General features: G+C 70.5%; 8 protein-coding genes and 1 pseudogene. 5 read left to right on the top strand and 4 right to left on the bottom strand.

What is annotated here, in order from left to right:
- Window positions 1-8: 8 nt before the first annotated feature.
- Genes ADK64_RS02890 through ADK64_RS02875 form a run of 4 tightly spaced genes read left to right on the top strand, consistent with a single transcriptional unit; the run spans window position 9 to window position 5812 of the window.
- The gene (locus tag ADK64_RS02890; RefSeq protein WP_053654550.1) at window positions 9-1352 is read left to right on the top strand and encodes an ABC transporter substrate-binding protein; all 1344 of its coding nucleotides are present in this window, start codon (window positions 9-11) and stop codon (window positions 1350-1352) included.
- Window positions 1349-2263, top strand: a complete 915-nt coding sequence (locus ADK64_RS02885; RefSeq protein WP_078992459.1) for an ABC transporter permease — start codon at window positions 1349-1351, stop codon at window positions 2261-2263. The genes ADK64_RS02890 and ADK64_RS02885 overlap by 4 nt, the downstream gene beginning before the upstream one ends.
- Window positions 2247-3035 (top strand): ABC transporter ATP-binding protein, encoded by a 789-nt coding sequence (locus ADK64_RS02880; protein ID WP_053654549.1) that lies wholly within the window; start codon window positions 2247-2249, stop codon window positions 3033-3035. The genes ADK64_RS02885 and ADK64_RS02880 overlap by 17 nt, the downstream gene beginning before the upstream one ends.
- Before the next feature lie 11 nt (window positions 3036-3046).
- On the top strand, window positions 3047-5812 hold the full coding sequence (locus ADK64_RS02875; protein WP_053654548.1) for a fumarate reductase/succinate dehydrogenase flavoprotein subunit: 2766 nt from the start codon (window positions 3047-3049) through the stop codon (window positions 5810-5812).
- 39 nt (window positions 5813-5851) lie between these two features.
- Here the strand turns inward: ADK64_RS02875 and recQ are convergent, their stop codons facing one another.
- Window positions 5852-7834 carry a DNA helicase RecQ gene (gene recQ, locus ADK64_RS02870; protein WP_053654547.1) on the bottom strand — a complete coding sequence of 661 codons (1983 nt, stop codon included), beginning with the start codon at window positions 7832-7834 and terminating at the stop codon, window positions 5852-5854.
- 186 nt (window positions 7835-8020) lie between these two features.
- Between recQ and ADK64_RS42405 the strand changes: the two are divergent.
- A pseudogene (locus ADK64_RS42405) lies at window positions 8021-8281 on the top strand (Uma2 family endonuclease); the annotation flags it as partial.
- A gap of 83 nt (window positions 8282-8364) precedes the next feature.
- Here the strand turns inward: ADK64_RS42405 and nuoN are convergent.
- From nuoN to nuoL, 3 genes are read right to left on the bottom strand one after another with little or no spacing between them, the layout of a single operon-like run.
- Window positions 8365-10014: an NADH-quinone oxidoreductase subunit NuoN gene (gene nuoN / locus ADK64_RS02860; RefSeq protein WP_053654545.1), complete on the bottom strand. Its 1650-nt coding sequence runs from the start codon at window positions 10012-10014 to the stop codon at window positions 8365-8367.
- Window positions 10011-11582: an NADH-quinone oxidoreductase subunit M gene (locus ADK64_RS02855; RefSeq protein ID WP_053654544.1), complete on the bottom strand. Its 1572-nt coding sequence runs from the start codon at window positions 11580-11582 to the stop codon at window positions 10011-10013. Before ADK64_RS02855 ends, nuoN begins: the two co-directional genes overlap by 4 nt.
- Window positions 11583-11587: 5 nt before the next feature.
- Window positions 11588-13483, bottom strand: coding sequence for an NADH-quinone oxidoreductase subunit L (nuoL, locus tag ADK64_RS02850; RefSeq protein ID WP_053654543.1), 1896 nt, complete (start codon window positions 13481-13483; stop codon window positions 11588-11590).
- Between the last annotated feature and the right edge of the window lie 9 nt (window positions 13484-13492).

Genomic DNA, 13492 nt, shown 5'->3' with positions numbered 1-13492 from the left:
GAACCATCATGAAACGCACGGCAGTTACTCTGTCCGCCGTCGCGCTCCTCCTTCCCCTGTCCGCCTGCGGCGGGAGCGCCGAGGCGGGCAGCGGCTCCACGGTCACCGTGACCGTCGGCTACCAGTCCAAGACCATCAACACCGTCACCGCGGGGACACTTCTGCGCTCCCTCGGCTACTTCGAGCAGCAACTCAACGCCCTGCACGACGGCCACACCTACAAGGTCGACTGGCAGGACTACGCCACCGGCGCCCCGATCACCGCCCAGATGACCGCCGGGAAGATCGACATCGGCTCGATGGGCGACTTCCCGCTGCTGCTCAACGCGGCCCGCGGCAAACAGCTCGGCAGCCCCACCCGCCTGGTCTCGGTGACCGGCTACAACCTGCGCGGCGGCCTCAACACCGTGGTCACCGCTCCCGGTTCGAAACTCGCCTCGCTGACGGACCTGAAGGGCAAAAAAGTCTCCACAAGCATCGGCTCCGCCGCCGACGGCACCCTCGTACGGGCCCTGCAGCGCGCCGGCATCGACCCGGACAAGGGCATCTCCAAGCTCAACCAGCAGCCTGCCGTGGGCGCCTCGGCACTCTCCTCCGGCAGTGTGGACGCCCTGTCGCAGTTCGTTGCCTGGCCGGGCCTGCTCGCGTACCAGGGCAAGGCGAAGGCCCTGTACGACGGCGCACAGCTGGACCTGCCCACCTTCCACGGCGTGACCGCCCGCGAGGCCTTCGCCCGGCAGCACCCGTCCGTCCTGGAGGCCTTCCTCAAGGCCCAGGCCGAGGCGACGGACTACCTGAACGCCCACCCCGTCGCTGCCGCGGAGAAGGTCGCCAAGGCCACCGGCCTGCCCGCCGAGGTGGTCTACCTCTACAACGGCGCCCACGGCATCGCCACCTTCGACCCGGCTGTCAAGCCTCAGCTCGTCTCCGCGCTGAAGCAGGACGTGTCCGTACTGAAGGCCGCCAAGCTGACCGGCGACATCGACGTGGACTCCTTCGTCGACGACCAGTACGTGAAGAAGGCCCTCGGCACTTCCTACGCCAAGCGGCTCGCCGCCGCACCGCCGCCGGCCGCGAGCGAGGTGTGGCCCAAGGGCAGCGAGAAGACCCTCCCCTTCAAGTCCGCGAAGGAGCTGCTGGCTTACGTGGCCGGGCGCCAGGACGGCATCCGTGCCGCCTATGTGCCCGACGCCACGACCGGCACGCTCTGGTTCGCCGACCAGGCCGTCTGGGTGGCCGACGGCGACCGTCTTCTGCCCTTCGTCGCTCCTGCGACAGCGCAGGCCTACGTCACCACCCACGCCGGCGCCCGTACCGTGTCGTACCGCGAGGCTCTGGAGCGGGCCTCATGACCCGGCCGCCCCTGGTCCGGTATGCGCTGCGGACCGCCTCCCTGGCCGTGTTCCTCGGCCTGTGGCAGCTGCTGACCAGCATGCGCGTCGATCTGTGGCTGCGTTTCTCGCAGTTCCCGACGGTCACCGACGTGGCCCGGGCCTTCGCCGACCGGCTCTCCGGAGACGACTACTGGACCGACCTCACCGACAGCCTCACCCGGATCCTCACCGGCTTCGCGCTGGCGGCCGTCCTGGGCGTGGCGACGGGCGTGCTCGTGGCCCGCTCAAGGCTCGCCGAGGATCTGCTCGGCCCGGTGCTGGAGGTCATCCGGCCCATTCCGGCGATCGCCCTCGTCCCGGTCGCGATCCTGCTGTTCCCCTCCAACGAGCAGGGCATTGTCTTCATCACCTGCACCGCCGCGTTCTTCCCCGTGCTGGTCTCCACCCGGCACGCGGTCCGCGCACTGGCCCCCGTGTGGGTGGAGGCGGTGCGCACCATGGGCGGCGGCCGGCTGCGAATCCTCGCGTCGGTCGTGCTGCCGGGCGCACTGCCCGGCATCTTCGGCGGGCTGTCGGTCGGCATCGGCGTGTCGTGGATCTGCGTGATCTCCGCCGAGATGATCTCCGGCCAGTACGGGGTCGGTTACCGCACCTGGCAGGACTACACGGTGGTGAACTACCCGGGCGTCTTCGTCGGCATGGTCACCATCGGCGTCCTCGGCTGGATCACCTCCACTGCCGTGGAACTCCTCGGCCGGCGCCTGACCCGCTGGCTGCCCCGCACCTCGTACGTCCCCGGTGGGCGCACCCGCGTGCCCCGACCCGCCGTCGCCCCCGTTCGTGCCGACGGCGAGCCCAAGCAGCATGCCCAGCCCCAGCAGCAGGGCCAGAAGGACACCGAGGAGGCCCGTGATGAGCACCTCGTCTGAGACCGCCACCGCTCCCGCCGCGCCGGCACCGGAGGCTGTGCGCGGCACCCGGCTCGCCTTCCGCACCGCCGTGCTCGGCCGACCGGACGCGCCGGTGCTGTACGACGTCGACCTGGAGGTCGCCCCGGGCGAGATCCTCACCGTCGTCGGTCCCTCCGGCTGCGGCAAGTCCACGCTGCTGCGTACGCTCGCCGGGCTGCTGCCCCCGCTGGGCGGCACCGCCGAGGTGGACGGCAGCCCGCTGAACGGGCCGTCGGCCGACCGTGCGCTGGTCTTCCAGGAGGACGCGCTGCTGCCCTGGCGCACCTTGCGCGGAAACGTCGAACTTCCGCTCGCCATCGGCGGTGTACCGCGCGGCGAACGCCGCGCCCGGGCCGAGTCCTGGCTGGAGCGGGTCGGACTCAGCGCGCAGGCGGGGCAGTTGCCGCACCGGGTGTCCGGCGGGCAGCGCCAGCGTGCCCAGTTGGCCCGCGCACTGGCCGACAGTCCGCGCGCGGTCCTCATGGACGAGCCCTTCGGCGCCCTCGACGCACAGACCCGATCCGGCATGCAGGACCTGCTGGTGGACGTGCTGCGCGGTACGGGCGCGACCGTCGTCTTCGTCACGCACGACGTGGACGAGGCCATCTTCCTCGGCGACCGCGTGGCCCTGCTCGGCTCCGGCCGGGTGACCGCCGTACGCGACGTGCCCGGCCCTCGCGACCGCGGGGCCGTGGACGATCCGGCCCGCGTGGCCCTGCGCCGCGACATCCTCACCTCGCCCGGCTCCTGAAAGGCACCCCGGTGACCACCCCCGCGCCCACTTCCCCGGAGATTCCCGCCGTCGCCGACGCCGAGGAGCTGACCTGCGACGTCCTCGTCATCGGCGGCGGCACCGCCGGCACCATGGCCGCCCTGACCGCCGCCGAGCGCGGCGCGAACGTCCTGCTGCTGGAGAAAGCCCACGTCCGCCACTCCGGCGCGCTCGCCATGGGCATGGACGGCGTCAACAACGCGGTCATCCCGGGCCGCGCCGAACCTGACGACTACGTCGCCGAGATCACCCGCGCCAACGACGGCATCGTCGACCAGTCCACCGTCCGCCAGACCGCGACCCGCGGCTTCGCGATGGTGCAGCGGCTGGAGTCGTACGGGGTCAAGTTCGAGAAGGACGAGCACGGAGAGTACGCGGTCCGCCAGGTCCATCGCTCCGGCTCGTACGTACTGCCGATGCCAGAGGGAAAGGATGTCAAAAAGGTCCTCTACCGGCAGTTGCGGCGGCGCGAGATGCGGGAGCGGATCCGCATCGAGAACCGGTTGATGCCGGTCCGGGTGCTGACCGCCGGGGGGCGGGCTGTGGGCGCCGTCGGCTTCCACACCCGTACCGGTGCCTTCGTCACTGTCCGCGCGGGCGCGGTGATCCTCGCGACCGGGGCCTGCGGCCGGCTCGGGCTGCCCGCTTCCGGCTACCTCTACGGCACCTACGAGAACCCGACCAACGCCGGTGACGGTTACGCCATGGCGTACCACGCGGGCGCCGAGCTGACCGGCATCGAGTGCTTCCAGATCAACCCGCTGATCAAGGACTACAACGGGCCGGCCTGCGCCTACGTCGCGAACCCCTTCGGTGGCTACCAGGTCAACCGGCACGGTGAGCGGTTCGTCGACTCCGACTACTGGTCCGGGCAGATGATGGCCGAGTTCGCCGCCGAGGTCGCCAGCGACCGCGGCCCGGTGTACCTCAAGCTCAGCCATCTCCCCGAGGAGTCGGTCTCCGCCCTGGAGTCGATCCTGCACTCCACCGAGCGGCCCACACGAGGCACCTTCCACGCCGGGCGCGGGCACGACTACCGCACCCACGACGTCGAGATGCACATCTCCGAGATCGGCCTGTGCGGCGGCCACTCCGCCTCCGGCGTCCGCGTCGACGACCACGCCCGTACGACCGTCCCCCGCCTGTACGCCGCCGGCGATCTCGCCTGCGTCCCGCACAACTACATGATCGGCGCCTTCGTCTTCGGTGATCTCGCAGGCGCGGACGCCGCCCGGTACACGGCGTACGAGGGTGAGCTTCCCGCGGACCAGGTGCGCGAGGCGCACGAGTTGATCTACCGCCCGCTGCGCAATCCGAACGGCCCGCCGCAGCCCCAGGTGGAGTACAAGCTGCGCCGCTTCGTGAACGACTACGTCGCACCGCCGAAGTCCGGCGCGCGGCTCTCCCTCGCCCTGGAGGCCTTCGAGCGGATGCGCGCCGACGTCGCCGCCATGGGCGCCCGTACCCCGCACGAGCTGATGCGCTGTGCCGAGGTCACCTTCATCCGCGACTGCGCCGAGATGGCCGCCCGCGCCTCTCTCGCCCGCACCGAGTCCCGCTGGGGCCTCTACCACGACCGTCTCGACCACCCGGGGCGCGACGACACCTCCTGGTTGCACCATCTCGACCTGCACAAGTCCCCCTCTGGAGCAATGGAGTTCACGGCCCGTCCCGTGGCTCCCTATCTGGTCCCGGTCGAGGAGTTCGCGCCTGCCGGCGGCCCCTCCCGGCGGATCGGCGAGGTCCGTCCCGGGCACATGGCCACGGCCGGGCCGCGTGAGGTGGCGCCGGTCGCCACAGGACCGGCCTCCGCGCGTGCCGCCGCTTCCGTCGCGCCGGCCGGCGCCCACGGCACTGTCTCGCCCCGGCTCCTGGAACTACTGGAGCTGGCCGAGGCGGAGCCCGAACTCGCCGCTCTGGAGGGCTACTTGGCGGACCCCGACCCCGCTGTCCGCCGCACGGCCGTCTCGGTGCTCACCGAGACCGTGCCGCCCGGCACCGGGCAAGCCCTGGCCGGTGCCCTCGCCGACACCGAGGCCGAAGTCCGCGCCGCCGCCGCAGCCTCATTGCGCGAACTCGTCGAGACCCTGCCCGCCGAACCCGCCCTGGGCAACGCCCTCACCGGTGCGCTCGCCCAGGCCGACCCCGTGGTCCGGGCCGCCGCGCTCGACGTGCTGCGCGTTCTGCGGCTCGGCGAGGCCGGTGTGTTCGCGGCGGCACTGGACGACCCCGACATCACCGTGCGCACCGAGGCCGTACGGGCGCTGGTCTCGGTCGACGCCGTGGGGCCGCTCACGGGTGCCGCGGACGATCCCTCCCGGGAGGTCCGGGTCACCGTGGCCAAGGCGCTGGCCTCCGTCGGCTCGGCGTCCCTGACCGAAGTCGATCGCGAGCTGCTCACCTCCGCCCTGGACCGGCTCACCGAGGACACCGATCCGCTGGTGCGCGGCGCCGCGCTCGGCGCGCTGGCCGGTACCGGCTGCCCTGCGCCGCTCGCCGCCCGCGCCGTGGCCGCTCTGTCCGACCCGGCCTGGCAGGTGCGCTCCGGCGCCGCCACCGCGCTGTCGGCCACGACCGCCGGCACCGCTGTCCCCGCCCTGGCCAAGGCCCTGGCCGACCCCAACGCCGACGTGCGCAAGGCGGCCGTACTGGCCCTGACCCGGCACCGGGCGACCGAGGAGGCCCGCTTGGCCCTCGCCACCGCCACCGCCGACTCGGACGCCGACGTCAGGGCCTACGCGGCGCGGGGGCTGTGACGCCGTCCCGCATCGCGGCAGACCGGCACGCTCGAGCCGCTATATCCAGTCGTCGGGCTCCGGCTCCTCGTCCTGCTCCGGCCAGTCGGCTTCCTGCGCGGCGCCGTCGGCCGGGGCCGGGCCGTTCAGGGAGGCCAGTACCGCCAGCACACCCTCCCCGTACGTCGCCAGCTTCTTCTCGCCGACGCCGCTCACCGTGCCCAGCTCGCGCACCGAAGCGGGGCCGCGGGCGACGATCTCCCGCAGGGTCGCGTCGTGGAAGATGACGTACGCCGGGACGCCCTGCTCGCGAGCCTGCTCGGCACGCCAGGCGCGCAGGGCCTCGAAGGCGGGCAACAGTTCGTCGGACAGCTCGGCAGCGGCCGCCTTGGCCTTGCGGTCGCCGCTGGACGCGCCGGCCGATCGCGACCGGGCAGCGGTCGGCTTTTTCGGCTCCTTGCGCAGCGGCACCTCCCGCTCCCGCCTCAGCACCGAGCCGCTCGCCTCGGTGAGCGTCAGCGTGCCGTACTCCCCCTCGACCGCGAGCAGCCCCTGGGCCAGCAGCTGCCGGATGGCGCCGCGCCACTCGGCCTCGGAGAGGTCCGTTCCGATGCCGAAGACGGACAGCTGGTCGTGGTCGAACTGGATGACCTTGCCGGTGCGCTTGCCGAGCAGGATGTCGACGATCTGCAGGGCGCCGAACTTCTGCCCGCGCTCGCGCTGCAGCCGTACCACCGTCGAGAGCACCTTCTGCGCGGCGACCGTGCCGTCCCAGGTCTCCGGCGGGGTGAGACAGGTGTCGCAGTTGCCGCAGCCCGCCGGGGCGGGGTCCTGACCGAAGTAGACGAGGAGCTGGGCGCGGCGGCACTGGGCGGTCTCGCACAGCGCGAGCATCGAGTCGAGGTGGGCGGCGGCGCGGCGGCGGAACGCCTCGTCGCCCTCGCCGGACTGGATCAGCTTGCGCTGCTGGATGACGTCGTTCAGGCCGTAGGCCATCCATGCCGTGGACGGCAGTCCGTCGCGGCCCGCCCGGCCGGTCTCCTGGTAGTACCCCTCGATCGACTTGGGCAGGTCCAGGTGGGCGACGAACCGGACGTCCGGCTTGTCGATGCCCATGCCGAAGGCGATGGTCGCGACGACGACCAGACCGTCCTCGCGCAGGAACCGGGACTGGTGGGCGGCGCGCGTGCCCGCGTCCAGGCCCGCGTGGTACGGCACCGCCTCGATGCCGTTGGCGGTCAGGAACTCCGCTGTCCGCTCCACCGAGTTGCGCGACAGGCAGTACACGATGCCGGCGTCGCCCGCGTGCTCCTCCCTCAGGAAGGCGAGCAGCTGCTTCCTGGGGTCGGCCTTGGACACGATCCGGTACTGGATGTTGGGCCGGTCGAAGCTGGCGACGAAGTGGCGGGCCGTCGGCAGGTTCAGCCGCTGGGTGATCTCCTGATGGGTGGCGTGGGTGGCCGTGGCGGTGAGGGCGATCCGCGGCACGTCCGGCCAGCGCTCGCCGAGCAGGGACAGGGCGAGGTAGTCGGGGCGGAAGTCGTGGCCCCACTGGGACACGCAGTGCGCCTCGTCGATGGCGAAGACGGAGATCTTGCCCCGCGAGAGCAGGTCGAGCGTGGCGTCCAGGCGCAGCCGCTCCGGGGCCAGGTAGAGCAGGTCCAGCTCGCCGGAGAGGAACTCGGCCTCGACCATACGGCGCTCGTCGAAGTCCTGAGTGGAGTTGATGAAGCCCGCGCGCACGCCGAGGGCGCGCAGGGCGTCCACCTGGTCCTGCATCAGCGCGATCAGGGGGGAGATCACCACGCCCGTACCGGGTCTGACCAGGGCCGGGATCTGATAGCACAGCGACTTGCCGCCGCCGGTCGGCATGAGGACGACGGCGTCGCCGCCGGCCACCACATGCTCGATGATCGCTTCCTGCTCGCCCCGGAAAGCCCCGTATCCGAAGACCCGGTGCAGCGTGGCCAGCGCCTCGCTGTCGGCCGCGCCCGGCCCCTCGGTCACCCTTGGCATCTCGCTGATCCCGCCCGTCGCTTTCATGGTCCTGTCCCCCGTCGGTCCCCCGTGTGTCGTTTCTCGACCGCTGCCTCCACGATAGGGGGCCGGACCGACAGCCACGGAGTTATCCACAGGCTCCCCGGGGCGTTCCGCGCCAAGGACACGATCGTCGTTCACACGTTCGCAGGAGACCTGCCCGTTTCCCCGATGGTCTGAAAGGACCGGCGAGAGTCCGTCGCCCTGGCCACTGAGGTCGTCTCCGAGGACTCAGTCTCCCGGGACTGCGAAGCCGAGGCCCTGAAGTACGTCCGCGCGAAGATCCCCCACTACTGGCGGGTCGAGAACGAGAAGGGCCGGGCCGCGGCGCACGTCTTCGAGCTCGAGCCGACGACTGGCACCTCCACCAGCACCGGCATCTCTCGCGAGCACGTGAAGCTGGACATGCCCTTCCCACTGGACCTCGACCTGACGCAGATCAAGACGCGCCGCGACAGGAACCAGTGCCCCTCAGACACACCGCTGCCCGGCACCCCTGACGGAAGTGCCGGGCAGCGGCCTGCACGCGGCAAGCGTCAGCGAACGAACACCCCCGCCTGGCCGGCCAGGTTCAGGAAGTACTGCGGGGCCACACCGAGTACCAGTGTCACCGCCACGCCGACGGTGATCGCCGCCGTGGTCAGCGGGGACGGGACGGCCACGGTCGGGCCCTCCGGACTCGGTTCGCTGAAGAACATCAGGACGATCACGCGGATGTAGAAGAACGCGGCGATCGCCGAGGAGATCACACCGATGACGACCAGCGGTGCCGCACCACCGGCCGCCGCCGCCTTGAACACGGCGAACTTCCCGGCGAAGCCGGAGGTCAGCGGAATACCGGCGAAGGCCAGAAGGAACACGGCGAAGACCGCCGCCACCAGCGGAGAGCGGCGGCCGAGCCCCGCCCACTTGGACAGGTGGGTCGCCTCGCCGCCCGCGTCGCGCACCAGCGTGACCACCGCGAAGGCGCCGATCGTCACGAAGGAGTAGCCGGCCAGGTAGAAGAGGACCGACGATACGCCGTCCTTCGACGTGGCGATGACACCCGCGAGGATGAATCCGGCGTGCGCGATCGACGAGTACGCCAGCAGCCGCTTGATGTCGGTCTGTGTGATCGCGACGATCGCACCGCCCAGCATGGTGATGATCGCCACCGCCCACATGACCGGTCGCCAGTCCCAGCGCATGCCCGGCAGGACGACGTACAGCAGCCGCAGCAGCGCGCCGAACGCGGCCACCTTGGTCGCCGCCGCCATGAAGCCGGTGACGGGGGTCGGCGCCCCCTGGTAGACGTCGGGCGTCCACATGTGGAACGGCACCGCGCCCACCTTGAACAGCAGACCCATCACGATCATGGCCCCGCCGATGAGCAGCAGCGCGTCGTTGCCCATGGTGTTGGCGAGCGCCGGGTCGACGTTGGTGACCGTGCCGTCCACGACCTGCGCGATGCGCGCATACGACACCGAGCCCGCGTAGCCGTACAGCAGGGCGATGCCGAACAGCGTGAACGCCGAGGCGAACGCGCCGAGCAGGAAGTACTTGACCGCGGCCTCCTGCGACATCAGCCGCTTGCGGCGGGCCAATGCGCACAGCAGGTAGAGCGGCAGGGAGAAGACCTCCAGGGCCACGAACAGTGTCAGCAGATCGTTGGCCGAGGGGAACACCAGCATGCCGGCGATCGCGAAGAGGAGAAGCGGGAAGACCTCTGTTGTGGTGAAACCGGCCTTGACCGCCGCCTTCTCGCCGTCGCCGCCCGGAACGGCGGCGGCCTGCGCGGCGAAGGAGTCGACGCGGTTGCCGTGTGCGGCCGGGTCCAGGCGCCGCTCCGCGAAGGTGAACAGGGCGACCAGGCCGGCCAGCAGAATCGTGCCCTGCAGGAACAGAGCCGGGCCGTCGACCGCGATCGCGCCCATCGCCGCGATGTGCGCCTTGGTGGTGCCGTAGCCGTCGGCCGCGAGCGCGACCACCGCGGCGAACGCGGCGCACAGGGCTACGACGGACACGAACACCTGTGCGTAGTAGCGGGACTTGCGTGGGGCGAACGCCTCGACCAGGACGCCGACCAGTGCCGCGCCGAGGACGATCAGGGTCGGCGACAATTGCCCGTATTCGATCTTTGGCGCCGGGATCTTCGAGATCGGCTCGGCCGCGGTTGTCCACAGGCTGTGGACGGCTGCTGTGCTCACTTGGCCGCCTCCACCGAGGGCTTGGGGTCGGTCTTGTGTACGTCGGACATGGTCTGCTTGACCGCCGGGTTGACGATGTCCGTGACGGGCTTCGGATAGACGCCCAGGAAGATCAACAGCACGATCAGCGGGGCGACCACCACCAGCTCGCGCGCGCGGAGGTCCGGCATCGCCGAGACCTCGGGCTTCACCGGGCCCGTCATCGTGCGCTGGTAGAGCACGAGGGTGTAGAGCGCAGCGAGGACGATGCCGAAGGTGGCGATGATGCCGATCGCCGGGTGCCGCGTGAACGTGCCGACCAGGACGAGGAATTCACTCACGAACGGCGCGAGGCCGGGGAGCGAGAGAGTCGCGAGGCTGCCGATCAGGAAGGTGCCGGCGAGCACCGGGGCGACTTTCTGCACACCGCCGTAGTCGGCGATGAGCCGCGAACCGCGCCGGGAGATCAGGAAGCCGGCGACCAGCATCAGCGCGGCCGTGGAGATGCCGTGGTTGACCATGTAGAGCGTGGCGCCGGACTGGCCCTGGCTGGTCATCGCGAAGATGCCCATGACGATGAAGCCGAAGTGCGAGATCGACGCGTAGGCGACCAGGCGCTTGATGTCCCGCTGGCCGACGGCGAGCAGTGCGCCGTAGACGATGCTGATGAGCGCCAGTACGAGGATGACGGGCGTCGCCCACTTGCTGGCCTCCGGGAACAGCTGGAGGCAGAAGCGGAGCATCGCGAAGGTGCCCACCTTGTCGACCACCGCGGTGATGAGGACGGCGACCGGAGCGGTGGATTCCTGCATGGCGTTGGGCAGCCAGGTGTGCAGCGGCCACAGCGGCGCCTTCACGGCGAAGGCGAAGAAGAAGCCGAGGAACAGCCAGCGTTCGGTGCTTGTCGCCATGTGCAGCGAGCCGTTGGCGCGGGCCTGCGCGATCTCCGCGAGGCTGAAGTTACCGGCCACCACGTAGAGGCCGATCACCGCGGCCAGCATGATCAGACCGCCGACCAGGTTGTAGAGGAGGAACTTCACGGCCGCGTACGACCGTTGCTTCGAGGCCGCTTCCTCGCCCTGCGCGTGGGCGCGGTCTCCGAAGCCGCCGATGAGGAAGTACATCGGGATGAGCATGGCTTCGAAGAAGATGTAGAAGAGGAAGACGTCGGTGGCCTCGAAGGAGATGACCACCATCGCCTCGACGGCGAGGATCAGCCCGAAGAAGCCCTGGGTGGGCCGCCAGCGCCGGCTGCCGGTCTCCAGCGGGTCTGCGTCGTGCCAGCCGGCGAGGATGATGAACGGGATCAGCAGGGCGGTCAGCGCGATCAGCGCCACCGCGATGCCGTCCACGCCCAGCTCGTACCTGACCCCGAAGTCCTTGATCCAGGCGTGGGATTCGGTGAGCTGGTAGCGGGAGCCGCCGGGGTCGAAGCGGACCAGGATGGTGATCGCCAGGGCGAGTGTGGCGAGCGAGACGAGCAGCGCCAGCCACTTGGCGGCGGTGCGACGCGCGGCCGGTACGGCGGCCGTGGCAACGGCCCCCACGGCCGGGAGCGCCGCCGTCGCTGTCAGCAGAGGAAAGGACATCGGTATCAGACCGCCCTCATCAGCAGGGTCGCGGCGACCAGGAGTGCCGCGCCGCCGAACATCGAGACCGCGTAGGAGCGGGCGAAGCCGTTCTGGAGCCGGCGCAGCCGCCCGGACAGGCCGCCGAAGCCGGCCGCCGTGCCGTTGACGACGCCGTCGACCAGGGTGTGGTCGACGTACACCAGAGAACGCGTCAGGTGCTCGCCGCCACGGACCAGGACCACATGGTTGAAGTCGTCCTGGAGCAGATCGCGCCGGGCCACGCGGGTGAGCAGCGAGCCGCGCGGGGCGACGGCAGGCACGGGTTTGCGCCCGTACTGTGCCCAGGCGATGCCGACGCCGACGAGCAGGCAGACCATGGTCGCCCCGGTGACCGTCCAGGCGCTGACCGGGGAGTGGCCCTCACTGTGCCCGGTGACCGGCTCCAGCCAGTGCAGGAAGCGATCGCCGATGCTGAAGAGGCCACCGGCGAAGACCGATCCGACGGCCAGCACGATCATCGGGATCGTCATGACCTTCGGGGACTCGTGCGGGTGCGGCTCGTGGCCGTTCTCGTCGGGCTGCCAGCGCTTCTCGCCGAAGAACGTCATCAGCATCACGCGCGTCATGTAGAAGGCGGTGATGGCCGCTCCCAGCAGGGCCGCGCCGCCGAGGATCCACCCCTCGGTGCCGCCCTTCGCGAAGGCCGCCTCGATGATCTTGTCCTTGGAGAAGAATCCGGACAGGCCCGGGAAGCCGATGATGGCGAGGTAGCCGAGGCCGAAGGTGATGAAGGTGACCGGCATGTACGTCCTGAGGCCGCCGTACTTGCGCATGTCGACCTCGTCGTTCATGCCGTGCATGACGGAGCCCGCACCGAGGAACAGCCCGGCCTTGAAGAAGCCGTGCGTGACCAGGTGCATGATCGCGAAGACGTAGCCGATGGGGCCGAGGCCCGCGGCCAGCACCATGTAGCCGATCTGCGACATGGTCGAACCGGCCAGCGCCTTCTTGATGTCGTCCTTCGCGCAACCGACGATCGCACCGAACAGGAGCGTGACGGCGCCGACGACGGTGACGGCGAGCTGTGCGTCGGGCGCCGCGTTGAAGATGGCTCCCGAGCGGACGATGAGGTACACGCCCGCGGTCACCATCGTCGCCGCGTGGATCAGGGCCGAGACCGGGGTCGGACCCTCCATGGCGTCACCGAGCCAGGACTGCAGCGGTACCTGGGCCGACTTGCCGCAGGCGGCGAGCAGCAGCATCAGGCCGATCGCGGTGAGCTTGCCCTGGGAGGCGTCGGTCGCGTGGCTGAGGACCGGGCCGAAGGCGAAGGTCCCGAACGTCGCGAACATCAGCATGATCGCGATCGACAGGCCCATGTCGCCGACGCGGTTGACCAGGAAGGCCTTCTTCGCGGCCGTCGCGGCGCTGGGCTTGTGCTGCCAGAAGCCGATCAGCAGGTACGAGGCGAGACCGACACCTTCCCAGCCGACGTACAGCAGCAGGTAGTTGTCGGCGAGGACGAGCAGGAGCATCGCCGCGAGGAACAGGTTCAGATACCCGAAGAAGCGGCGGCGGCGCTCGTCGTGCTCCATGTACCCGACCGAGTACAGGTGGATCAGCGAGCCGACGCCCGTGATGAGCAGCACGAACGTCATCGACAGCTGGTCCAGGCGGAGGGTGGCGTCCGCCTGGAAGCCGGCCACCGGGACCCAGCTGAACAGGTGCTTGATCAGGGTGCGGTGTTCGGCGTTCTTGCCGAGCAGGTCGGCGAAGAGGATCAGGCCGAACACGAAGGAGGCGGCCGACAGGAGCGTGCCGATCCAGTGGCCGACGCGGTCGAGGCGCCGGCCGCCGACCAGCAGGACGGCCGCTCCGAGCAGGGGCGCCGCGATGAGCAGCGCGATCAGGTTCTCCACGATTCTTCC

It is taken from the genome of Streptomyces sp. MMG1121, from assembly GCF_001280015.1.
Classification (GTDB): Bacteria; Actinomycetota; Actinomycetes; order Streptomycetales; family Streptomycetaceae; genus Streptomyces.
The sequence above is the reverse complement of the archived record's forward strand: the minus strand, read 5'-3'. Positions and strand labels throughout refer to the sequence as shown.